The sequence below is a fragment of the Serratia sp. CC22-02 genome (assembly GCF_900182895.1).
Lineage (GTDB): Bacteria > Pseudomonadota > Gammaproteobacteria > Enterobacterales > Enterobacteriaceae > Serratia > Serratia nevei.
The window spans coordinates 286,066-307,264 of record NZ_FXUD01000002.1; the positions used below are offsets into that span (position 1 = coordinate 286,066).

The window sequence follows — 21,199 nt, forward strand, 5'->3', positions numbered from 1 at the left end:
TTCGGCGGCGGTGCTTTAGGCCAGCTTCTGCTGTGCCCAGGCCAGCCCGCTTTGGTATTCGCCCGGCAGCAGCGGCGCCAGCGCCTGCAGCGCCTGGCGCAGATCGGCGGCGCTCGGGTCGTTCAGATTGAGGTGGCCGACCTTGCGGCCCGGGCGCACCTCTTTCTCATACCAGTGCAGATGCACCAGCGGCAGCGACAGCCACTGTTCGTTGACGGCGGTGCCGATCAGGTTGACCATCACCGACGGCGTGCTCACCACCGGCTGCGGCAACGGCAGGCCAAGGATGGCGCGCAGATGCAACTCGAACTGGCTGATGGACGCGCCGTTTTGCGTCCAGTGGCCGCTGTTGTGCACGCGCGGTGCCAGTTCGTTGATCAGCAGCCGATCGCCGACGATAAAGCACTCCATCGCCATCACGCCGACGTAGTTCAGCTCGTTCAGGATCGCCGCCAGCATCTGCTCGGCCTGTTGCTGCAGCGCCGGGTTGGGCTGCGGCAGCGCCACGCTAGTGCGCAGGATGCCGTCTTCATGCAGGTTGTGGGTCAGCGGGTAGAATACCGAACGGCCGTCGTGGCCGCGCGCGCCCACCAGCGACACTTCGCCGGAGAAATTGATGCCTTGCTCGACGATGCACTCGCCATAGGCGTCGGCCGGCAGTTCGGCTTCCTGGCCCGGGCGCAAGCGCCATTGGCCGCGGCCGTCATAGCCGCCGACCCGGCGTTTGACGATCGCCAGCTCGCCCAGCGAAGCGAATACCTGCGGCCATTCGGCGGCGCTCGCCAGCAGCTGCCACGGCGCGGTCGCCAGGCCGAGCTGGTCGAGCAGCTGTTTTTGCGTCAGGCGATCGGCCAGGCGCGGGAAGATGTCGCGGTTGACGAAGGCGCTGTGGGTCGCCAGCTCGCGCGTTAGCGCGGTTTCCGGCCAGCGTTCGATCTCGGCGGTAATGACGCTGTTCTGATACGGCACCGCCTCGGGCTCGGCATCGATGCCGACGGGGTAAACGGCGATGCCCAGCGGTTCGCCGGCCTGGCGCAGCATGCGCCCCAGCTGGCCGTTGCCCAGTACGCAAACCGGCTTCATGCGTCCTCCCGCGGATCGGGGTGGTTCAATACCTCTTCGGTCTGCGCCCGACGCCAGTCCGCCAAACGCTGCGCCAGCGCGGAGTCGTGCAGCGCCAGGATCTGCATCGCCAGCAGCCCGGCGTTGGCGGCGCCAGCTTTGCCGATCGCCAGCGTGCCCACCGGAATGCCGCGCGGCATCTGTACGATGGAGTACAGGCTGTCTACGCCGCTCAGCGCGGCGCTTTGCACCGGCACACCCAGCACCGGCACCAGGGTTTTCGCCGCCAGCATGCCCGGCAGGTGCGCCGCACCGCCGGCGCCGGCGATGATCACGTCAAAGCCGTTGGCGGTAGCCTGCTCGGCGAAGCTGAACAGCTTGTCCGGCGTACGGTGGGCGGAAACGACTTCGACATGGAAGGGGACTTCGAGCTGGGTCAGGACTTCGGCGGCGAACTGCATGGTGGCCCAGTCACTTTTCGATCCCATTACAATTGCGATTTTCGCCCCGGTAGTGGCGGCTGAAGCGGCGTTGGCTCCCATGGGTGTAAGGCTCCTGTGATTTGTCTGGCGTCGGCTGAGGGCCGAATGAGGGCGTAGAGCATACCATGAGCGCACGGCGAGGAAAACGGTTGCGTCGCCGGTTTTCACCGCCGAAAGCGCGAATTTTCACTCGCGCGCCAGTCCGGGGCTCAGAATGGGAATTGGATCAGCTCGACGGCGTCGGCGCTGACTTTGACCATCGATCCTTCGACGTGCCAGGCGCCCAGCACCGCGCGATGGGCTTCGCCGTTGCTCAACGCCAGCCGGTGCACCGCCGGGCGATGGGTATGGCCGTGGATCATCCAGTGCACGTCGTGGCGCAGCATCGTCTGTTCGACTGCCTGCGGGTTGACGTCCATGATGGCTTCCGACTTGTACTGGTTGGATTGCTGGCTGCGGGCGCGCATGTTGGCGGCGATCTTCAGTCGCCAGCGCAGCGGCAGCGCCAGGAACAATTTTTGAATCAGCGGGTTGTGCACTTTACGGCGGAATTGCTGATAGGCCTGATCGTCGGTGCACAGGGTGTCGCCGTGCAGGATCAGGATCCTGCGGCCGTACAGCTCCAGCACTTTCTCTTCCGGCAGCAGCTGCATGCCGCTGGCGCGGGCGAAGCGCTTGCCGAGCAGAAAATCGCGGTTGCCGTGGATGAAGTAGCAGGGCACGCCGGCCTGTTGCAGCGCTTTCAGCGCCGCGGCGATCTCCGCGTGCAGCGGATCGGGATCGTCGTCGCCGATCCAGGCTTCAAACAGGTCGCCGAGGATGTACAGCGCGTCGGCGTGAACTGCTTCGCGCCGTAAAAAACGCAGAAAACCGGCAGTGATTGCCGGTTCCTGTGCGCACAAGTGCAGATCTGCGATGAACAGCGTACTCATGCAGCCGCGATTACTCGCTGACGGTCACGCTGTTGATCACGACGTCTTCTACCGGTACGTCCTGGTGCATGCCGCTGCGGCCGGTTTTCACGCCTTTGATTTTGTTGACCACGTCCATGCCTTCAACCACTTCAGCGAACACGCAGTAGCCCCAGCCCTGCACGTTTTCGCCGCGGAAGTTCAGGAAGTCGTTGTCAGCCACGTTGATGAAGAACTGTGCGGTGGCGGAGTGCGGATCGTTGGTGCGCGCCATTGCCAGGGTGCCGATGGTGTTTTTCAGACCGTTGTTGGCTTCGTTCTTGATGGTCGCGTTGGTCGCTTTCTGGTTCATGCCCGGCTCGAAACCGCCGCCCTGGATCATGAAGCCGTTGATCACACGGTGGAAGATGGTGTTGTCGTAGAAACCGGCGCGGCAGTAGTTCAGGAAGTTTTCAACGGTAACCGGCGCTTTGTCAGCAAAGGTCTTGATAACGATATCGCCGTGATTGGTGTGGAAAGTAACCATAGTTTTAATCCTAACAAGGTGAAGTGAGACGTCACGTAAAGCGAGTGAACATTCAGACCGCCCTTATAACATATCCGCCCCAGCGAGTCAGCAGCGGCTCAACCGCGTACTGTCTGTGGTAATCGCATTTATGTTATATTATAACAATTGCGCTGGCCGCCGAATTTCGCGCATTTTATTCGCGTGAAATCAGCAAAGCATGGCCTTAACCTTGCAATAGATCAGGCTTCAGGTTTCAATACGCTACCGGGCGGAAAACCTGAAGCCCGGTTATCTTTTTTGTTATCACGCACACCACGGAATCTCCCGATGCTAAAGATTTTTAATACCCTGAGTCGTCAAAAAGAGGAATTCAAACCCATTCATGCCGGGAAAGTGGGCATGTACGTGTGCGGGGTAACCATCTATGACCTGTGTCACATCGGCCACGGTCGTACCTTTGTCGCTTTCGACGTGGTGGCGCGTTACCTGCGCTACCTCGGCTATTCGCTGAACTACGTGCGCAACGTCACCGACGTGGACGACAAAATCATCCGCCGCGCGGCGGAAAATCATGAAACCTGCGACCAGCTGACCGAACGCATGCTGGCGGAAATGCACGCCGACTTCGACGCGCTGCTGATCGACCGCCCGGATCAAGAGCCGCGCGCGACCCAGCACATCGCCGAGATCATCGAGATCACCCAACGCCTTATCGATCGCGATCACGCCTATGTGGCCAGCAACGGTGACGTGATGTTCTCCATCGACAGCGATCCGCAATACGGGCTGCTGTCGCGTCAGGATCTGGATCAGCTGCAGGCCGGCGCGCGCGTAGAGATCGACGACGTGAAGCGCAACCCGATGGACTTCGTGCTGTGGAAGATGTCCAAACCGGGCGAGCCAAGCTGGCAGTCGCCGTGGGGGCCGGGCCGTCCGGGCTGGCACATCGAATGCTCCGCCATGAACTGCAAGCAGCTGGGCACCCACTTCGATATCCACGGCGGCGGTTCCGATCTGATGTTCCCGCATCACGAGAACGAGATCGCACAGTCGAGCTGCGCCCACGACGGCCCGTACGTCAATTACTGGATGCACTCCGGCATGGTGATGATCGACAAAGAGAAAATGTCCAAATCGCTGGATAACTTCTTCACCATTCGCGACGTGCTCGGTCATTACGATGCGGAGACGGTGCGTTACTTCCTGATGTCCGGCCACTATCGCAGCCAGCTGAACTACAGCGAAGAGAACCTCAAACAGGCGCGCACCGCGCTGGAGCGCCTCTATACCGCGCTGCGCGGCACCGATGCCGACGCCGCGCCGGCCGGCGGCGAAGCGTTCGAAGCCCGCTTCCGCGAAGCGATGGACGACGACTTCAACACCCCGGAAGCCTACTCGGCGCTGTTCGATCTGGCGCGCGAGGTTAACCGCCTCAAGGGTGAAGACATGGCGGCGGCCAACGGTATGGCGGCGGAACTGCGTAAGCTGGCGAACGTGCTCGGCCTGCTGCAGCAGGAGCCGGAGCAGTTCCTGCAAGGGGGCGCTCAGGTTGACGACGGCGAAGTGGCGGAGATCGAAGCGCTGATCAAACAGCGTAACGAAGCGCGCGCCGCCAAGGACTGGGCGCTGGCGGATGCTGCCCGCGATCGGTTGAACGAGATGAACATCGTGCTGGAAGACGGCCCGCAGGGCACCACCTGGCGCCGCAAGTAATCCGGCCGCAGGGAAAAACAAAAAAGGCGCTGAATTCAGCGCCTTTTTCTATGGCTGCGGGTTAGGGTTTAACCGTGACCTTGCCGCCGTTGAATTCCACCACCTGATCGGCGACGATCTTGCAGCGCTTGCGGGTTTCGACCTTGCCGTCGACTTTCACCTGCCCTTCGGCGATGACTTCTTTGGCGGCGCCGCCGCTTTCACACCAGCCCTGGAACTTTAGCAGATCGCACAGTTCGACGTGGGGATGATTGTCCAGATTGAAAATTTCCATACTGCCTTACTTATTTAGGTTGAACGTCGTGATATTCCTCGCAGGCCTGCAAGGTATTTTGGATCAGTGTAGCAACGGTCATCGGGCCGACGCCACCCGGCACTGGGGTGATGTAGGCGGCGCGCTCGCTGGCGGCGTCGAAATCGACATCGCCCACCACTTTACCGCTTTCCAGACGGTTGATGCCGACGTCCACCACGATGGCGCCCGGTTTGATCCAGTCGCCCGGAATGAAGCCCGGCTTACCGACCGCCACCACCAGCAGATCGGCGTTCTCGACGTGATGACGCAGATTCTTGGTGAAGCGGTGGGTGACGGTGGTGGTGCAGCCGGCCAGCAGCAGCTCCATGCTCATCGGACGGCCGACGATGTTGGAAGCGCCGACCACCACGGCGTTCAGGCCGTAGGTATCGATGTTATAACGCTCCAGCAGGGTGACGATGCCGCGCGGCGTGCACGGGCGCAGTTTAGGCGCGCGTTGGCACAGGCGGCCGACGTTGTACGGGTGGAAGCCGTCGACGTCTTTGTCCGGGTGGATGCGTTCCAGCACCTTGACGTTATCGATGCCGGCCGGCAGCGGCAGCTGCACCAGAATGCCGTCGATTTCCTCATCGGCGTTCAGCTGGTCGATCAACGCCAGCAGCTCGGCTTCACTGGTGGCAGCGGGCAGGTCGTAGGAGCGGGAAAGAAAGCCGACTTCATCGCAGGCGCGGCGCTTGCTGGCGACGTAAATTTGCGAAGCCGGGTTCTCGCCGACCAGCACAACCGCCAGCCCTGGGGCGCGTTTGCCGGCCGCCAGACGTTGTTTCACTTGCTCAGCCACTTCGTTTCTAACCTGCTGCGCAATCGTTTTACCATCAATAATCTTTGCTGACATCAGTGTGGAAATCCATCAATTAAGAAAAGCGGGGATGCCGCTATTCTGGCAGAAGCTGAGCGCGCTGTCAGGCGCAGAATCACCCTCGTGGCCGTTGCCGACGCCGATTTACGCTTTTTTTATGCCGGCCTCAGGATCCTCTACGTCATTTTTACCTGTATTTGGATACGCTGGGGCTGTTCACAGGGCGAAAGAGGGCAGGATCATGAGAGCGATAACCCGGCTTTACCCGTTGCATCATCAGCCTGACGAGCAACCGACGGAGCCTAAACATGTGGGGGAAACGGTGTTCGATTCTTCACTGCATCCGGCGGACAGCGCGCAACTCACCGCGTTGCACCAGCTCGGCAAGCATGAGGCGGCGCCGTCGTGGCGGGCACGCCTGAATGCGCTGTGGCGGAAGTTATGTGCATGAAGGGCTGCTTCTGGGCAGGCTGCACGCTGTTACTGGTTTGGGCATCGGGGAGCCAGGCTTCTTTAAACAGCGCACGCCCCGACGCCACACTGGGGGAAAGGGTGGCGGTGACCTGCAACGCGCGGGTGGTTGAGCACGCCGATTGGGGCGACATCGCCGCAGTCGTGCAGTCCGCTCGCCTTTGCCGGTGGAGGGAGGATGGGCGGCGGTGGTCTGAACGCGCGCCGATTTACGTAGGTGTCGGCCTGGTTCAGCATGGCGGCGCTCGGTTGACGGGAACCCTCGCCGCGCGGGCGCTGGCGGAAAAAACGCCATAAAGCACGGCCGCCGCCGTAACGTCATGAAAAGGCATTGACTCGCTAACCTCTGACCGTATAATCCCAACCCGCAGCCGCAGGTTGCCGCATCTCAATGCGCCCTTAGCTCAGTTGGATAGAGCAACGGCCTTCTAAGCCGTAGGTCATAGGTTCGAATCCTATAGGGCGTGCCATTTTGCAGTCAAGGGACGTCAATGGACGTCTTTTTTTATGCCTAAAATTCAGCTTGTTAGCGGATTTCTGACGCTTCCCGCTCTACCTTACTCTTACATCAAGCACTCTCTGTGGCTCGACTGAGAGAGAGCAGCAGGGAATGGGGCAAACGAGATGGTTACGTGATGTTATATGTTGGTATAAAAAAGATGTAATTTCATTGTATTTTTATCTTTTATTTTATACTTGCGTTAATTTGAGATATTATAAAAATTACGTTTTTTATCCAGATATTCACCATAACAAATACCTAATATAAATTGCTTTTTTATATAGTGCTAATGCATTTTTATCCATATCACGCCTATTTCACAGTGATATTCATGAATGACTGGTTATAGTGTTATGAAGTTTTTATGAATTAAGCGTTTTTTTTGGTTTTTTCTCGAGTTAATTATTCTCGCTGTGTGTGGAAAAGTGACGTGTATTCTTAGGTTGGTTTTATTTTACCGCGGTGCCGACAATTGCATTGGCAGTCTTAAATTTACAATGCATTAATATTTTGTTAGATGTATGGGCTTTGCTTTGAAACTCATTGTGACGCATAGTGGATAATTGATGATAGTCTGTGAATAATAAATTTCGACCGGTTTCTGATTTTAGTTTCTCATTTTTATTATTCTTAGCGTATAAAAATACGGGGGGGAGGGATATAGTGCTTACAGGCAACGCCATCGTCGGCAGCTTGGTGAGGGGGACGTTTTGCAGCGTGTTTCAGACTTCGACAAGGGAATGGCGCTGCGTAAGCTTCGTGAAGAGGGCGGACAAATCTGAAAAATAGCGTGCCAGACGAAATTTCATCGTATCACTGACGATTGCATCATGCACGTATCGGGGGATATGAAGGCCGCTCTCCTTTTTCAAATCGATATCTGAATAAGCGCATTCGTATCTGGTCATAGCTGCGTATGGATTTTTCCTGATTTTGTGTATAGTCTGTCTACTGAACATATTCGTAAAGTGAGAGTTAACTATCATGAATGACCATTTTAATCCCGGCTATTACGAAGAAAAACAATTGAAGGAGTTCGGCATTAAGTCTGTCGGAAAAAATGTTTTGGTCGCAAAAAACTGTACAATAGTGGGGCTGGAGAATATTACCATCGGAGATAATGTCAGAATTGATGGGTTCAGCACAATTATTGCGGCAGGCGATGGCTTTCTTGATATCGGCAGTTATGTTCATATCGGTGGGTATTCTGCTATTTTCGCTGGTGCAGGCGTTACCATGCACGATTTCTCTGGTCTATCTCAGTCCGTAAAAATTTATACAAAAAGCGATGACTATAGCGGAAAATTTATGACCAATCCTACGGTGCCCGAACATCTTACCGGTGTGGTGTCTGGTCCTGTTATGATTGAGCGTCATGCGATAGTCGGTTCTCAGTCAATCATCATGCCTGGCGTTAACCTGGCTGAAGGCACGGCTGTTGGCGCTAACTCGCTTATAATGAAGAATACAGAAGAGTGGTCGATCTATTTTGGATCGCCGGCCAAGAAGATAAAGAACAGAAAAAGAAACCCTTTGGAATTGGAAAAAGAGTTGAAGTAGGTTTCCCTCTCGGATTTTCGCTCGTTTTAAAAGATAGCAGTGGCAGGGGCGTGCTATTCACGGCTCTGTCACTGTGGACGGAATCCCCCTCGCGGAGGTTGCATCGATCGTCGAAAGTCGCTGCGCCGAATGAGTGCGAGGCGCTTGACCCGCCGGCAATTGAACTTTCGTTTATTTTGCCGCGCTACAATAGGCGAAAATTTCCCCATGGAGCCTATCGTGCGCAAATCCAGATTCCTGCTCGTGACCTTGCTGTGCCTGTGCGCGGCCGCCGTGCTGTACGTGATGGCTTACCGGGCGCTGGGGCATTACCTCAGCGACGGCGAGAAGGCCTATCCGGATATCAGCGTTGAAATCCGCTGAGAGTCGTGCGGCGCCGCGGTGACTGTGCCGACTTTTTCGTACTGATTTACCCGCCATTTACCCGCCGTCGGCAATGATGACGCTGCGTCTCCACACTGTGTGGTTCTCTTGGGCGGAATGCGGTTATGTCACTGCAACAGGTTTCGAATGTCTCTTTGAGCAACAACGGCTTAAAGGGCATCAGTTACAAACATTACGCGTTGGCGATCGTGGCGTTTTCGGCGATCGTGCGGTTTATTTCCTTAACGGATCGGTACTTTTGGTGTGATGAAGCCTCCAGCGTGCTGACCAGCCGCTATGATGTGGGCGCTTTGCTGTACCACGCTTCCTTCGACGTTCACCCGCCGCTTTATTATCTGTTGCTGCATGCCTGGATGGTACTGTTTGGCGACGGCATCATGGCCGCCCGTTCGCTGAGCCTGGTGTTCGGCGTGGCGACGGTAGCGCTGGCGATGCGCTTTACCCGTTGGTTGGCCAGCGAGCGGGCGGCGCTGATAGCGGGATGGCTGATGGCAATCATGCCGATGGCGGTGCGTTACAGCCAGGAGGCGCGCATGTACGCGCTGATGGGGATGCTGGCGATCGCCGCCGCCATGGTGCTGGCTAAGTGGCTGAAAACGCCGGATAACTGCCGCTATCTGGCGCTGTATGCATTGTTGATGACGCTGAGCTTTTATACCCATTACTTCACCATTTTCACGCTGATCGCCCACTGGCTGGTGGTGTTGGCGCTGTCATGCCGCCGAGAAGGCGTACGTTACATCAAGCAGCCGGCGTGGTGGCTGGCCAATGTGGCGATTGGGGTGGCCTACATTCCCTGGCTGCTGGTGCTGTTCAATCTGCTGGCGCATATCGCCGAACTGCGGGTCGGCGGCGACGTCGGTTGGATCCCTCAGGTTTCCTGGGGCGATCTGCCGGCAATGTATTGGCGTTTTCTCACCGGCCATGACGGCAGCAACTATCCCACGGCGATTCTCTGGCTGCTGCCGGCGATGTTTATCGCGTTGTGCGCGCTGCTGCTGAAACGGCGCGCGATGCCAAGGACATTCTCGCTGCTGCTGCTTGGTGGCATTCTGATCCCGGTGACGCTGGTATTCGCCATTTCCTGGCGCACGCCGCTGTTTGTCGATCGCTACCTCTATTCCGCCGCGCTCGGCATTCCGCTGGTGTTGGGCGTGCTGATCGCCGGAACGAAAAGCCGGGTGCGCGGGATCTCTTTGCTGTTGTTCTTCAGCCTGCTGTTCGGCTGCGGCGTGCGTAACGACTACCCGGTCGAGAAAGATGAGTTCAAGGTGATGGTGCACTATATCAACAGCCACTATCAGCCTAACGATGCGGTAGTGGTCAGCAACATGTTCAACTACCTGAGCTATGTGTATTACAACAAGAAGGGCTATCGCGCCCTGCTGTATACCCCGGCCAGGCCCAACGGCATTTCGGGCAAGCCCAATGCCTATGGCTTCGGCACCTTTTTCCACGATCGGGCGGCGCAGACCTATGTCGATAAGCTCAGCGTTTTATCGAAAGGCCATCGCCGGGTCTGGCTGGTCAGCGGCGGGGATTTCAATCAGGACTTCGGCCGTTCGCCGCCGGGGTGGGTCAATACCGGCACCTTCAAGAGCGGCGGTTTCGAATCGCGCCTGTTCGTGGTGCGTTGAGAAAAACGTCATATTTCCCATTCGGCGTTACATCTGGCCGAGCAAACTTACGCGGGGATGACAGTTCTATACATTGGGATTGGTACTGTAGCTCTACCCGATGATGTTGTGTGTTATCCATTCCCTGTAGTGTATTACCCCATCCCTGTTAAGTTTATCCCGCCTTGTGCGGGATTTTTTTTATCTGCGCCGGGCGAGATGCACGCCGCCGGTCATGATGTTGCGGGTGGCTGGCAGGGCGAGAAAATCGTGCGGGAATCCCAGCTCGATGGCGCTGAGATCGTCCAATCGTCGCCAATGATCTTCCGCCAGCGCCACCTTCAAGGCGCCGAGGTTATCTTCCAATTGCGCCAGGGTTCGGGCGCCGACGATCGGCGCGGTGACCATCGGGTGACGCAGTGTCCAGGCCAGAGCGATTTGTGATGGGGAATATCCAGTCTCATCAGCTATCTGGTTGACGGCGTCGGCGATATCAAGATTGTGTGCGTTCAATGTCCCCTTGGCGCGCACGGCTTCACGCCGAGAGCCCGCTTCATCGGGCGACGATTGCAGATCCTGCCGCCGGTATTTGCCGCTTAATACGCCGCCGGCCAGCGGCGACCAAGGGATCACGCCCATCCCCAATTCTTGCGCCATCGGCATCAGCTCGCGTTCGACGGTGCGCTCCAGCAGACTGTACTCGATTTGCAGAGCGATCAGCGGCGACCAGCCACGCAGGTCCGCCAGCATTTGCATTCTCGACGCCTGCCAGGCGGGAAGGTCCGATACTGCCACATACAGCACTTTTCCGGCACGTACCAAATCGTCCATGGCGCGCATGATCTCTTCCACCGACGTGGTGAAATCCCAGGCGTGCAGATAGAGCAGGTCGATGTAATCGGTATTGAGCCGTTGCAGGCTTCCCTCCACCGATCGCAGCATGCTTTTGCGGTGATTGCCGCCGGAATTGGGATCGTCCGGCTGCATCGGCAGGGTGTATTTGGTGGCGATCACCAACCGATCGCGGCGCCCGGCGGCGAATTCCCCCACGAAACGTTCGGCGCTGCCCTCGGTATAGCGGTTGGCGGTATCGATAAAGTTGCCGCCGCGTTCGACATAAACGTCAAACAGACGGCGGGCTTCGGCCAGTTCGGCGCCCCAGCCCCAGTCGGCACCGAAGGTCATGGTGCCCAGCGCCAGCGGTGAAACGCGCAGGCCGGAACGGCCCAATAAACGATAGTGATCCAGCGATAGTGACGTGTTCATAGGCATTCTCCCGTGTAGGTAGCGTCTACGGTAGCGCCCGCAGGTTGTTTAAGGAATGCGCTATAATCTTCATGAATTATTAAGGAGGGAGAGCATAATGAGGGGCAGTGATTTCGCCGAGTTGCGCGCCTTTGCCGCGATTGTTGAGCACGGCGGTTTCGCTCGCGCCGCTGCACATTTGGGCATGTCCGCTTCGGCGCTCAGCCAAACGCTGCGCAACCTGGAGGCGCGTTTGGGTGTGCGTTTACTGAATCGCACCACTCGCAGTGTGGCGCTGACTGAAGCCGGAAGACAGATGTTGGCGCGCCTGACGCCCGCGATGGCCGAGATTGACGCGGCGGTGGCGCAGGCGGTCGAGCAACGCCAGAACCCCTCGGGTCTTTTGCGGCTTAATGTAACCCGCGTGGCGGCGTTACATTTTCTGGCGCCTTTGATCGCGCCGTTTCATCATCAATATCCTGATATTACGCTCGATCTCAATGTTGAGGAGCGGTTGGTGGATATCGTTGCCGGCGGTTTTGACGCCGGCGTGCGGCTGCACGAGAAACTGGCGAAAGATATGGTGGCGGTCAAGCTGGGCGGGGAGGTGCGGATGCGCGTCGTTGCTTCACCGGCGTATTTGGCGCGTCACGGCCGGCCGTCAACACCAGGCGATCTGCATCGACATCGCTGTTTGAATTACCGCTGGCCGACCAACGGCAGTTTGTATCGCTGGGAGTTTGAGTGCGACGGTGAAAAGCAGGAGATCGCCGTGGAAGGGCCGGTGATAGTCGATGAGCCGGAAGTCTTGGTGCGGGCTGCGATGGATGGGGCAGGCATTGCCTACCTGTTTGAGCAACAGGTTGCCGCCGGTTTGGCCGATGGCCGGTTGTTGCCGCTGCTCGATGCCTGGACGCCGCCGTTCCCCGGTTTCTATCTGTACTATCCGGCAAACCGCCAAATGCCGCGCCCGCTGCGTGCTTTTATCGACTTCGCCCGTCAACAGGCAGAGCAGGGCGCATAACGCGATTTTTTTGAATAACACCGTCAGTTTTATTCGGTATTCAGCCGCTGCGCGCTTGATTAGATTGAACGCGAGAGGGGCGCCGTCGGCGCCTTTGTGCAATGAGTGGAGAATTTCTATGGCGAAGACAGTAGTGGTGTTTCATTCCGGCTACGGCCATACCGAGCGTTTGGCGAAAGTGGTGGCGGAAGGCGCCGGGGCGGCACTGATCGCCATCGACCAGAACGGTGATATCAGCGACGAAGCCTGGCAGACGCTGGATGAGGCGGACGCCATCATCTTTGGTTCGCCGACCTATATGGGCGGCCCATCCTGGCAGTTCAAGAAATTCGCCGACGCCAGCTCCAAGGCCTGGTTCGGCCGCAAGTGGCAGGACAAAGTGTTCGGCGGCTTTACCAACAGCGCCAGCCTGAACGGCGACAAGCAGGTCACGTTGATCGCGCTGCAGACGCTGGCTTCGCAACATGGCGGCCTGTGGGTCAGCCTGGGGCTGCTGCCGGCCAACACCAAATCGGCGCAGCGCACCGACGTCAATAACCTGGGCGGTTCGGTGGGGCTGCTGGTGCAGACCCCGGCGGATGCCGGCGTGGATGAGATGCTGTCGGGCGATCTGGCGACCGCCAAGCTCTATGGCCAGCGCGTAGCGGGTTTTGCCGCCAAACTGGCGTAAGGTCTTCCGTGCGGAGAGGGCAGTGACGCGACTGAACGGACGCCGCGTTCATTTTCTCTGCACAATTGGCGTGTAAGCTGCGAAATGTTATTAGCCTGCTTGGGCTAACACTGCATTTCGTACAAATATTCCCGGTTCCTAGGCCGGGTTTTTTGTTGCTAAGGTCCGCTTAAGCTTTCACCGCTATACTGCGCGGCAGCACAGGCATGCAACGTATGGCTGTGTCGTAACTGTCGATTTGCTGTTGTTCAAGCAAGCCCGCGCTATGCGGGCTTTTTTTGGGTTGTTATTGCACGGGCGGCCCAGTTGCAGGAAAATAATCGCGTAGTTATTCAAACATCATTCAACGACCAATAACCACAAACTTATTAATGTAATTAACGCCGTCGGCGGCCTATTACGCTATGCGCTATGCTGACAGCAGAGTCGGCATTATTTGCTGACGCTATGCGGGTGAGCCCGCCGCGGTCGCATCAGGCTAAGAAAAGTCTGTTAATTAAATGTTAACGTTTTTTATTATTGATTTGTCTGGCTTTTTTGGTTGAAATCCGAGTTGACTATCCCTCACTGGCCGGGCGAGAGAGTATGCACATTATTATTCTGGTTATTAGCGAAATATGGGCTAGGCGATGAACGTCAGAATAAACGCCAGACATGGCCTGCCTCTGACGGTTCAGCTGATCAATCTTTTCATGCTGGCCTTTTTACTTTCTCTGGTGGGTATTCTTAGCCGGCCAATTGGTTCGCTTTCTTTATTTTGGCCGGTGAATGCGATTCTGCTCGGCCTGCTGCTGCGCAAACCCGTTTACGCCACGCCGCTCGGCTGGCTTACCACCTATCTGGGCATGGTTGCCGCCGATCTCAGCACCGGCGAAGGCTGGTCCCTGGCGCTGTGGCTGAACGCCTGCAACATGTCGCTGATCGCCGTCGGTTACGGCATCATGCTGATGCTGCCCCAGTCGCAACGGCGCATGGGCAAACCCCAGGCGATACTCTATATGTTCAGCGCCAGTCTGGCCGGTGCGGCGGTGGCGTCGACGCTGTCGGTGCTGCGCAACGACAGCCTGTACAACAACACGGTGGTGGTCGCGTGGCTGGCCTGGTTCAGCGAGCAGTTCTCGACGACCTTGCTGCTGTTGCCGGTGCTGATGGCGGCACCGCGGCTGAAGCAGCTGTTGCGCATACAGGTGCGTTGGCGTTTGAAAGGCTGTCTGCCGCTGCTGGCGCTGCTGCTGTCGCTGATATTCAGCGTCTATATCGGCGGGCCGGGCGCTATCGCCTTCCCGATCCCGGCGCTGCTGTGGTGCGCGGTGCGTTATCAGCTGTTCCCCGTGACGTTGCTGACGTTGTTGACCGGCATGACCGAGATCAGCAGCATTTCCGCCAACCTGGTGCTGTACGAAACGCCGAACAACCACAACGCCTTCCTCGACACGCTGATGTCCGCCCGCTTGGGCATCGCCATGCTGGTGATGGGGCCGCTGATCCTCGCCAGCTCTATCGCCGCCAACCGCAAGCTGATGCGGCGTTTGGAGCACAGCGCCAACCACGATTTTCTGACCGGGGTGCTGGCGCGCAGCGCGATGACGCGCAAAGCGGGCGAGCTGCTGGAGCACAAGCACCGCTCCAAAGAGGCGGTGTCGCTTCTGCTGATCGACATCGACCATTTCAAGCAGATCAACGATACGCACGGCCACAGCGCCGGCGATCAGGTTTTGGCGTCGTTCGCGCACATCGTGCGGCGCGAGCTGCGCCACGATCAGCTGTTCGGCCGCTTGGGCGGGGAAGAGTTCGCCATCATGTTGCCGCGCGCGCTGGCGGCACAGGGCGTGGCGCTGGGGGAACATCTGCGCCGGCTGGTGGAGCAGGCGGAACTGCAGGCGGAAGGCAAACAAACGTTGAAAATTACCATCAGCGTCGGCGTAGCCAGCCTGGCGATGAACGAGGTGAAATCGCTGGAGCAGCTGATGAATATGGCGGATATCGCGCTGTATCGCGCCAAATCGCAGGGGCGTAATCGGGTGGAGTCGTTCAACGTGGTGAACGGCAACAGCGTCGAGCATATCCTGTTCCGCTAGGGCTCGACGCTGGGCAACCGGCGCTTACAGGCTTTTCAGCGCCTTGATGGTCTCATCCATATCGATCTCGTGCTCGGAGAAGGTATGGGTGGTGTTCTGGAAAGTGGTAATGGTCAGCATGCGCAGCGTTTGCATGGTCTGCGCCTGGTCTTCGGACTGCGGGCGAATGCGGTTCATCAGCAGGCCGACCGACAGCACGGTGTTCTCTTTATCCACGTCGGCTTTGACCGGCACTTCCTTGGTGAAAGTATTGAAAGACTTGATGCTGGCGATCTTGATTCTTTCGTTGGCGATGATGATGTATTTGCTGGGCGCCAACACTTTGACCGCATAAGCCGACGGGCCTTTGGTGTTGTTGGTCGGTTCGAAGGTCACCGCCGCATTTTTCTTAATCAGCTCCGGGTTCTGCACTTTAATCACGTGAAAATAACGATTTTCTCCGTTCTCGTCGGTAATAAAGCCGAAGCCTTTGTCTTCAAAAAAAGTCGTTATCTTGCCGTTCATCGCTATTCTCACAAAAGGGTTCTATACAGCGCTTATGATAGCGCGGAATGCCTTGCAGCGACAGATTGCGCGGGCGGCATTTAGTCATGCGATAACGGCATTTAGCGGCTTTCTCCCCACATGCTATGTTCATGCTGACTTCATTCAATGCGAAAAAGGAATAGCGATGGGCATCAAACGTCTCAATCACGCCGTGCTGTATGTCAGCGACGTGCGGCAGAGCGCCGACTTTTATCATCAGGTGTTGGGGTTCAAGCTCAAGCCGTCCGACAGCCCCGATCGGGCGGTGTTTACCCAGGCCGCCGATTCGGACAACGATCACGATTTGGCGCTGTTCAGCAAGAACCTGGGTCAGCAGCGCGCGGGGGTCTTTCGCGCCAACAGCGAGCCGCCGGCGGAGCATGAGCCACCGGCCGGGCTGTACCATCTGGCCTGGGAAGTGGACAGCCTGGAGGAGCTGGAGCGCATTCGTCACCAGCTGGCCGAGCGCGGCATTCTCGGGTTGGAAGAGGATCATGGCGTGCACAAAAGCATTTATGGCCACGATCCGGACGGGCTGCTGTTCGAGGTGACCTGGTTTATTCCGCCGGCGTTGCTGACCGAAGAGGACAAAAACCAGCAGGGGATCCGCCCGCTGGATTTCGCCGCCGAGAAACGGCGTTTCGCCGGCCGGTAAGCGGCTCGGGTACGGGGCGCCGTGGCGCCCCGACGATCACAGCACTTTGTTGAGGAAATTGACGGTGCGCGGGTGCTGCGGCTGAGCCAGCACTTGCCTGGCGTCGCCCTGTTCGACGATCTGCCCGTCGACCATAAACACCACCCGATCCGCCGCTTCGCGCGCAAAGCCGATTTCATGCGTGACCACCACCAGCGTGACGCCCAGATCCGCCAACCCCTTAATTACGTCCAGCACTTCGCCGACCAGCTCGGGATCGAGCGCGGAGGTCGGTTCATCGAACAGGATCACCTTCGGGTTCAGCGCCAGCGCGCGCGCGATGGCGATGCGTTGCTGTTGGCCGCCGGAGAGGTGGCGCGGGTAGGCGTCCGCCTTGTGGCGCAGCCCGACGGTATCCAGCAGCTCATAGGCTACCGCCTTCGCCCGCTCGCGGGAGTGAATTTTGTGCACCACCGGCGCTTCGATGATGTTTTCCAGCACCGTCAGGTGCGGGAACAGGTTGAAATTTTGGAACACATAGCCGACGTTGATGCGTTGCCGGAGGATGGCCTTTTCCTTCAGCTCATACAGCCGGTTGCCCTTGCGGCGGTAGCCGACGTAGTCGCCGTCGATGCGGATAAAGCCTTCGTCCACGCGCTCCAGGTGGTTGATCGCCCGCAGCAGCGTCGACTTTCCGGAGCCGGAAGGGCCGAGGATCACGGTGACGGTGCCCGGCTGCAGCGTCAGGCTGACGTCGTCCAGCGCCTTGTGTTTGCCGAAGAACTTGCTGACGTTGCTGATTTCGATTAGGCCGCGCGCCGGCACTGGGGTGAGATTGCGTACCGGCTGCTCGGGCAAGGCGTAATAATCAATGGCTTCAGACATACGGGTCTCCTAACGTTTTAGCCAGCCGGCCAGTTTCTGCCAGGGCGTCGGCGGCAGTTCGCGCACCGCGCCTCGGGCGAAATAGCGCTCGATGTAGTATTGGATCACCGACAGCGCGGTGGTGATGAACAGATACCAGACGGTGGCGACCATCAGCAGCGGTATCACCTGCTGGGTGCGGTTATAGATAACTTGAATGGTATAAAACAGCTCCGGCAGCGCCAGCACGTAAACGATCGAGGTGCCTTTCGCCAGGCTGATGATCTCGTTGAAGCCGGTCGGAATGATGGAGCGCAGCGCCTGCGGCAGAATGATGCGGAAGGTGCGGCGATAGCCCGGCAGGCCCAGCGCCGCCGCCGCTTCGTGCTGGCCGTAATCCACGCCCAAAATGCCGCCGCGGATGATCTCGGCGGTGTAGGCGGACTGCACCAGCGTCAGGCCCAGCACCGCCACGGCGAATTGGCCGAGAATGTCGATGGTCGGATAGCTGGCGAACACCACCGAGGTGAAGGGAATGCCCAGCGAGATGGCGTCGTACAGGTAGGAAAAGTTGTACAGGATGATCAGCACCAGAATCAGCGGCAGCGAGCGAAACAGCCAGATATAACCCCAGGCCAGCGACGCCAACAGGTAAGAGCGCGACAGTCGCGCCAGCGCCAGCAAGGTGCCGAACAGGATGCTGAACAGCGTGCCGAGCAGCGTCAGCAGCAGGGTTTGCCCCAGCCCCGCCAGCACCGCCGGCGCGAAGAACCACTCGGCGAACACGCCCCATTCCCAGCGCGCGTTGCCCGCCACCGATTGCACGATGGCGGCCAGAATAAACAGCGAAAACAGCGCGCCGATCAGCCGCAGCGGATAGCGGGCGGGCACCACTTTCAAGACGTCTTGTTTGGACATGTCATGTCTCCTGATACAGATAAAGGGGCCTTAGGCGATTTTCCTTTCCGACGCGCAACAACATGCGTCCTCTGCAATCAGGCTTTTGCGGAACGGCAGGCGGCCATCGTAGGGTGGGCGGCTGTAAACCTCGCTGTCGACGGTGGGATCGAACTGCGGCTGATACCCGTTGCTCAGATACAGGCCCACCGCTTCGGGCTGGCGAAAACCGGTGGTCAGATAGAGCCGGCGATATCCCTGCGCCAGCGCCAGCGTTTCGAGCTGCTGCAACACCCGCTGCGCCAGGCCCTGGCGCCGCAGATCGCCCCGCGTCCAGATGCGCTTCAGCTCGGCGGTTTGTGCGTCATAGCGTTTGAAGGCGCCCATGGCGATCGGTGCACCGGCGCGCAGCAGCACGATGAAGGCCCCCTGCGGCGGCGCGTACAGATCCAGCGGTTCCGGTTCCTGGTCACCAAAATAGTCGCCGTAACGCTGGCGATATTCGCCGAACAGCCCCTCGATTACCGGGGCGATCAGCGGGTCGGTCGGCAGCGTCTGAATGAAGGTGTCTTGCGTCATCGCGCGCTCCTAGTCGCCCAGGCCGGGCGGGTTGATTTCCGACTGCGCAAGGCGTTCGACGCTCTCGCCCCAGCGGTTGAGCACCCGATCGTACTGCCCGCCGCGGATCGCGCCGTTCAGCGCTTCGTTCACTGCCTGCACCAGGCCGTTGCCTTTACGGGTGGTGACGGCGATGTGCGCCGCCTTGGGCCAACCGCCTTCCACCGTGCCCGCCAGCCGGGTGCGGCCGTTCAGCGCCGCTTTATAGGCGCCCAGCACGTTCGGCCCGAAGTAGGCGTCGGCCCGGCCGGATTGGATCGCCAGCGTGGCGGCCGCATCGTCGGTCACGTAGATCGGCTGGAAGGGTTTAAGCCCCTGCTGCCGATTCTGCTTGTCCCATGCCAGCAAGATGGCTTCCTGATTGGTGCCGGAGCCGACGATAATTTTTAATCCGGCGATATCGGCAGGCTGTTTGATCGTCGCGATCTTGCCGCCGGTTTTGACATAAAAGCCGAGCGAGTCGATGCGGTAGGTGGCGAAGTCGAAGCGGGTTTTGCGCTCTTTGGTCACGGTGACGTTAGTGATGGCCGCGTCATACTTGCCGGAAACCACCCCCAGCGGCCAGTCTTCCCACGAGGTTTGCACCACGTTAAGCGTTAGGCCCAGGCTGTCGGCCACCAGCTGTGCGATATCCACTTCGCTGCCGATCAGTCGCCGGTTGTCGGCGGCGAACAGCGCCAGCGGCGGCGTGTTGAGTGCGGCGATCGCGACGGTGAATTGGCCCGGCTTCACGAAGTGGAAATCGGCCGGCAGTTTGGCGATCGCCTGCGGGTTTTTCGGCGCGTGGATCGGGGTTTCATTGGCCTGCAAATCGATGCCGGTGCCCGCCAGTGCGGCGCCGGTCAGGCTCAGCAAGGCCGCCACGAGGGCGGCGGTAACGGTTTTCTGCATAGCGGGTATCCCTGAAAGCGATCTTATTATTGGGTGAATCTGTTCAACGGGCGCTTCAGGCCCAGGTGCTCGCGCAGCGTGTCGCCGTGGTACGCCTGGCGGAACAGGCCACGTTGTTGCAGGACGGGCACCACCCGATCGACGAAGTGGCCGAAGGCGTTGGGCGTACCGCCGCTGATGATGAAACCGTCGGCGGCTTCGCTGTCGAACCAGCGCTGCAGGCCATCCGCCACCGCTTCCGGCGTGCCGCTGAACACCGGGCGCGGCGAGGCGGCTTCCAGCGCCACCTGGCGCAGCGTGAGGTTGCGCTCGCGGGCGCTGCGCTTGATGGCGTCGGTGGTGCTGCGGAAGCTGTTTTGTCCCAGATCGCCGATGTCCGGGAAGGGCGCGTCCAGCGGATGGCGGGCGAAGTCGTAATGCTCGAAGTAGCGGCCGAGGTAGTTGAGGGCGTTCTCGATGCTGACCAGGCGGGCGGTTTCCTGGTACTGGCGCTCGACGTCCGCGTCGTCGTCGCCGACGATCACGCTGACGCCTTGGAAGATGCGAAGATCGTCTGGTTCGCGCCCCTGTTCCACCAGCTGCCGCTTCACGTCCTGATAGAAATCCTGCGCCTGCTCCAGCGTGTCGTGATGGGTGAAGATCGCATCGGCGTGTTGGGCCGCCAGCCGTTTGCCGTCTTCGGAGGCGCCGGCCTGGAACAGGATAGGGCGCCCCTGCGGCGTGCGGCCGATGTTCAGCGGCCCCTGTACCGAGAAGAACTCCCCCTGGTGATTGAGAGTGTGCAGTTTGCCGGTGCGGAAGAATTCGCCGCTGGCCTTATTACGCACGAAGGCGTCGTCTTCCCAGGAGTCCCACAGCCCTTTGGCGACGTCGAGAAATTCGCCGGCGATGCGGTAACGCAGGCTGTGTTCCGGGTGTTCTGTGCGCGAGAAATTTTTGGCCGAGCCTTCCAGCGGCGACGTCACCACGTTCCAGCCGGCGCGGCCGTTGCTCAGGTGATCGAGGCTGGCGAACTGGCGGGCGACGGTGAACGGATCGCTGTAGGAGGTGGAGAGGGTGCCCACCAGGCCGATTTTATCGGTGGCGGCGGACAGCGCGGCCAGCAGGGTGAGCGGTTCGAAACGATTAAGAAAATGCGGAATGGATTTTTCGTTGATATATAACCCATCGGCGACGAAGACGAAATCGAATTTCCCCTGTTCGGCTTTTTTCGCCGAGGCGATATTAAATTCGAGGTTAATGCTGGCGTCGGCGGTGGCGTCCGGGTGGCGCCAGGCGGACATATTTCCCGATGCGCCATGCAGAATGGCGCCCAAGCGTAATTGCCGTTGATTATTCGCGTTATCGCTCATCGTGATTATCCTGTCATGCGCCGCAGAGGCGCGCGGTGTCTGATGGGTTCACTATTGATGAGCGGCGGCGGGATGTA

22 protein-coding genes and 1 tRNA gene are annotated in these 21,199 nt (G+C 58.9%); 10 read left to right on the forward strand and 13 right to left on the reverse strand.

Translation table 11 applies throughout. From position 1 onward, the window contains the following. Nucleotides 1–15: 15 nt before the first annotated feature. The 4 genes from purK to ppiB form a co-directional block, all read right to left on the reverse strand. Nucleotides 16–1,083 (reverse strand): 5-(carboxyamino)imidazole ribonucleotide synthase, encoded by a 1,068-nt coding sequence (gene purK, locus QOL81_RS08135; protein ID WP_043146773.1) that lies wholly within the window; start codon nucleotides 1,081–1,083, stop codon nucleotides 16–18. Beyond that, nucleotides 1,080–1,604: a 5-(carboxyamino)imidazole ribonucleotide mutase gene (gene purE, locus QOL81_RS08140; RefSeq protein ID WP_073529319.1), complete on the reverse strand. Its 525-nt coding sequence runs from the start codon at nucleotides 1,602–1,604 to the stop codon at nucleotides 1,080–1,082. The genes purK and purE overlap by 4 nt, the downstream gene beginning before the upstream one ends. Nucleotides 1,605–1,753: 149 nt before the next feature. Continuing rightward, on the reverse strand, nucleotides 1,754–2,476 hold the full coding sequence (locus QOL81_RS08145; RefSeq protein ID WP_060423519.1) for a UDP-2,3-diacylglucosamine diphosphatase: 723 nt from the start codon (nucleotides 2,474–2,476) through the stop codon (nucleotides 1,754–1,756). Nucleotides 2,477–2,486: 10 nt separating this feature from the next. Then, nucleotides 2,487–2,981: a peptidylprolyl isomerase B gene (ppiB, locus tag QOL81_RS08150; RefSeq protein ID WP_004940183.1), complete on the reverse strand. Its 495-nt coding sequence runs from the start codon at nucleotides 2,979–2,981 to the stop codon at nucleotides 2,487–2,489. Between the two features lie 309 nt (nucleotides 2,982–3,290). Here ppiB and cysS point away from each other — a divergent pair, with 309 nt between their 5' ends. After that, nucleotides 3,291–4,676, forward strand: coding sequence for a cysteine--tRNA ligase (gene cysS, locus QOL81_RS08155; RefSeq protein ID WP_038875101.1), 1,386 nt, complete (start codon nucleotides 3,291–3,293; stop codon nucleotides 4,674–4,676). A gap of 61 nt (nucleotides 4,677–4,737) precedes the next feature. Here cysS and ybcJ read toward each other — a convergent pair whose 3' ends face one another. Together ybcJ and folD are read right to left on the reverse strand one after the other, a co-directional pair. Beyond that, the gene (gene ybcJ / locus QOL81_RS08160) at nucleotides 4,738–4,950 is read right to left on the reverse strand and encodes a ribosome-associated protein YbcJ (RefSeq protein WP_049278727.1); all 213 of its coding nucleotides are present in this window, start codon (nucleotides 4,948–4,950) and stop codon (nucleotides 4,738–4,740) included. Between the two features lie 10 nt (nucleotides 4,951–4,960). Next, nucleotides 4,961–5,827 carry a bifunctional methylenetetrahydrofolate dehydrogenase/methenyltetrahydrofolate cyclohydrolase FolD gene (gene folD, locus QOL81_RS08165; protein ID WP_004940177.1) on the reverse strand — a complete coding sequence of 289 codons (867 nt, stop codon included), beginning with the start codon at nucleotides 5,825–5,827 and terminating at the stop codon, nucleotides 4,961–4,963. Nucleotides 5,828–6,032: 205 nt separating this feature from the next. Here folD and QOL81_RS08170 point away from each other — a divergent pair, with 205 nt between their 5' ends. From QOL81_RS08170 to QOL81_RS08190, 5 genes are all read left to right on the forward strand, one after another. After that, nucleotides 6,033–6,242 (forward strand): hypothetical protein, encoded by a 210-nt coding sequence (locus QOL81_RS08170; RefSeq protein ID WP_060423714.1) that lies wholly within the window; start codon nucleotides 6,033–6,035, stop codon nucleotides 6,240–6,242. 413 nt (nucleotides 6,243–6,655) lie between these two features. Next, nucleotides 6,656–6,732 (forward strand) — tRNA-Arg (locus QOL81_RS08175). Nucleotides 6,733–7,748: 1,016 nt separating this feature from the next. Next, nucleotides 7,749–8,324 carry an acyltransferase gene (locus tag QOL81_RS08180; protein WP_060423532.1) on the forward strand — a complete coding sequence of 192 codons (576 nt, stop codon included), beginning with the start codon at nucleotides 7,749–7,751 and terminating at the stop codon, nucleotides 8,322–8,324. Nucleotides 8,325–8,543: 219 nt separating this feature from the next. Next, nucleotides 8,544–8,687 (forward strand): hypothetical protein, encoded by a 144-nt coding sequence (locus QOL81_RS08185; protein WP_016928795.1) that lies wholly within the window; start codon nucleotides 8,544–8,546, stop codon nucleotides 8,685–8,687. A gap of 125 nt (nucleotides 8,688–8,812) precedes the next feature. Continuing rightward, the gene (locus QOL81_RS08190) at nucleotides 8,813–10,345 is read left to right on the forward strand and encodes a glycosyltransferase family 39 protein (RefSeq protein WP_283439773.1); all 1,533 of its coding nucleotides are present in this window, start codon (nucleotides 8,813–8,815) and stop codon (nucleotides 10,343–10,345) included. A gap of 180 nt (nucleotides 10,346–10,525) precedes the next feature. On the opposite strand, the gene QOL81_RS08195 is transcribed toward QOL81_RS08190, so the two are convergent. Then, the gene (locus tag QOL81_RS08195) at nucleotides 10,526–11,590 is read right to left on the reverse strand and encodes an aldo/keto reductase (RefSeq protein WP_060423537.1); all 1,065 of its coding nucleotides are present in this window, start codon (nucleotides 11,588–11,590) and stop codon (nucleotides 10,526–10,528) included. Between the two features lie 97 nt (nucleotides 11,591–11,687). On the opposite strand from QOL81_RS08195, the gene QOL81_RS08200 reads away from it, so the two are divergent. From QOL81_RS08200 to QOL81_RS08210, 3 genes are all read left to right on the forward strand, one after another. Further along, entirely contained in the window at nucleotides 11,688–12,593 is a 906-nt protein-coding gene (locus QOL81_RS08200; protein WP_060423540.1) for a LysR family transcriptional regulator, read from the forward strand. A 118-nt stretch (nucleotides 12,594–12,711) separates the two neighbouring features. Continuing rightward, nucleotides 12,712–13,263, forward strand: coding sequence for a flavodoxin family protein (locus QOL81_RS08205; RefSeq protein WP_041033835.1), 552 nt, complete (start codon nucleotides 12,712–12,714; stop codon nucleotides 13,261–13,263). A gap of 629 nt (nucleotides 13,264–13,892) precedes the next feature. Continuing rightward, nucleotides 13,893–15,341 (forward strand): GGDEF domain-containing protein, encoded by a 1,449-nt coding sequence (locus tag QOL81_RS08210; protein WP_038877558.1) that lies wholly within the window; start codon nucleotides 13,893–13,895, stop codon nucleotides 15,339–15,341. 24 nt (nucleotides 15,342–15,365) lie between these two features. Here QOL81_RS08210 and QOL81_RS08215 read toward each other — a convergent pair whose 3' ends face one another. After that, on the reverse strand, nucleotides 15,366–15,845 hold the full coding sequence (locus tag QOL81_RS08215; RefSeq protein WP_038877408.1) for a cold-shock protein: 480 nt from the start codon (nucleotides 15,843–15,845) through the stop codon (nucleotides 15,366–15,368). A gap of 166 nt (nucleotides 15,846–16,011) precedes the next feature. Between QOL81_RS08215 and QOL81_RS08220 the strand changes: the two genes are divergently transcribed. Continuing rightward, the gene (locus QOL81_RS08220) at nucleotides 16,012–16,521 is read left to right on the forward strand and encodes a VOC family protein (RefSeq protein ID WP_060423542.1); all 510 of its coding nucleotides are present in this window, start codon (nucleotides 16,012–16,014) and stop codon (nucleotides 16,519–16,521) included. A gap of 36 nt (nucleotides 16,522–16,557) precedes the next feature. On the opposite strand, the gene QOL81_RS08225 is transcribed toward QOL81_RS08220, so the two are convergent. Genes QOL81_RS08225 through QOL81_RS08245 form a run of 5 tightly spaced genes read right to left on the reverse strand, consistent with a single transcriptional unit; the run spans nucleotide 16,558 to nucleotide 21,122 of the window. Then, entirely contained in the window at nucleotides 16,558–17,385 is an 828-nt protein-coding gene (locus tag QOL81_RS08225; RefSeq protein WP_049235221.1) for an amino acid ABC transporter ATP-binding protein, read from the reverse strand. A 9-nt stretch (nucleotides 17,386–17,394) separates the two neighbouring features. Next, nucleotides 17,395–18,282: an amino acid ABC transporter permease gene (locus QOL81_RS08230; protein ID WP_049199974.1), complete on the reverse strand. Its 888-nt coding sequence runs from the start codon at nucleotides 18,280–18,282 to the stop codon at nucleotides 17,395–17,397. Between the two features lie 30 nt (nucleotides 18,283–18,312). Then, nucleotides 18,313–18,840 (reverse strand): GNAT family N-acetyltransferase, encoded by a 528-nt coding sequence (locus tag QOL81_RS08235; protein WP_015376925.1) that lies wholly within the window; start codon nucleotides 18,838–18,840, stop codon nucleotides 18,313–18,315. Between the two features lie 9 nt (nucleotides 18,841–18,849). After that, nucleotides 18,850–19,770 carry an ABC transporter substrate-binding protein gene (locus QOL81_RS08240; RefSeq protein WP_049199975.1) on the reverse strand — a complete coding sequence of 307 codons (921 nt, stop codon included), beginning with the start codon at nucleotides 19,768–19,770 and terminating at the stop codon, nucleotides 18,850–18,852. Between the two features lie 26 nt (nucleotides 19,771–19,796). Further along, a complete protein-coding gene (locus tag QOL81_RS08245; RefSeq protein ID WP_197757351.1) occupies nucleotides 19,797–21,122 on the reverse strand; it encodes an LLM class flavin-dependent oxidoreductase in 1,326 nt (441 codons plus the stop codon). Nucleotides 21,123–21,199 lie beyond the last annotated feature (77 nt).

Coding starts and splice junctions, on each gene's coding strand:
- purK (WP_043146773.1), bottom strand. CDS start 1,083: ATGAAGCCGGTTTGCGTACTGGGCAACGGCCAGCTGGGGCGCATGCTG.
- purE (WP_073529319.1), bottom strand. CDS start 1,604: ATGGGAGCCAACGCCGCTTCAGCCGCCACTACCGGGGCGAAAATCGCA.
- QOL81_RS08145 (WP_060423519.1), bottom strand. CDS start 2,476: ATGAGTACGCTGTTCATCGCAGATCTGCACTTGTGCGCACAGGAACCG.
- ppiB (WP_004940183.1), bottom strand. CDS start 2,981: ATGGTTACTTTCCACACCAATCACGGCGATATCGTTATCAAGACCTTT.
- cysS (WP_038875101.1), top strand. CDS start 3,291: ATGCTAAAGATTTTTAATACCCTGAGTCGTCAAAAAGAGGAATTCAAA.
- ybcJ (WP_049278727.1), bottom strand. CDS start 4,950: ATGGAAATTTTCAATCTGGACAATCATCCCCACGTCGAACTGTGCGAT.
- folD (WP_004940177.1), bottom strand. CDS start 5,827: ATGTCAGCAAAGATTATTGATGGTAAAACGATTGCGCAGCAGGTTAGA.
- QOL81_RS08170 (WP_060423714.1), top strand. CDS start 6,033: ATGAGAGCGATAACCCGGCTTTACCCGTTGCATCATCAGCCTGACGAG.
- QOL81_RS08180 (WP_060423532.1), top strand. CDS start 7,749: ATGAATGACCATTTTAATCCCGGCTATTACGAAGAAAAACAATTGAAG.
- QOL81_RS08190 (WP_283439773.1), top strand. CDS start 8,813: ATGTCACTGCAACAGGTTTCGAATGTCTCTTTGAGCAACAACGGCTTA.
- QOL81_RS08195 (WP_060423537.1), bottom strand. CDS start 11,590: ATGAACACGTCACTATCGCTGGATCACTATCGTTTATTGGGCCGTTCC.
- QOL81_RS08200 (WP_060423540.1), top strand. CDS start 11,688: ATGAGGGGCAGTGATTTCGCCGAGTTGCGCGCCTTTGCCGCGATTGTT.
- QOL81_RS08205 (WP_041033835.1), top strand. CDS start 12,712: ATGGCGAAGACAGTAGTGGTGTTTCATTCCGGCTACGGCCATACCGAG.
- QOL81_RS08210 (WP_038877558.1), top strand. CDS start 13,893: ATGAACGTCAGAATAAACGCCAGACATGGCCTGCCTCTGACGGTTCAG.
- QOL81_RS08215 (WP_038877408.1), bottom strand. CDS start 15,845: ATGAACGGCAAGATAACGACTTTTTTTGAAGACAAAGGCTTCGGCTTT.
- QOL81_RS08220 (WP_060423542.1), top strand. CDS start 16,012: ATGGGCATCAAACGTCTCAATCACGCCGTGCTGTATGTCAGCGACGTG.
- QOL81_RS08225 (WP_049235221.1), bottom strand. CDS start 17,385: ATGTCTGAAGCCATTGATTATTACGCCTTGCCCGAGCAGCCGGTACGC.
- QOL81_RS08230 (WP_049199974.1), bottom strand. CDS start 18,282: ATGTCCAAACAAGACGTCTTGAAAGTGGTGCCCGCCCGCTATCCGCTG.
- QOL81_RS08235 (WP_015376925.1), bottom strand. CDS start 18,840: ATGACGCAAGACACCTTCATTCAGACGCTGCCGACCGACCCGCTGATC.
- QOL81_RS08240 (WP_049199975.1), bottom strand. CDS start 19,770: ATGCAGAAAACCGTTACCGCCGCCCTCGTGGCGGCCTTGCTGAGCCTG.
- QOL81_RS08245 (WP_197757351.1), bottom strand. CDS start 21,122: ATGAGCGATAACGCGAATAATCAACGGCAATTACGCTTGGGCGCCATT.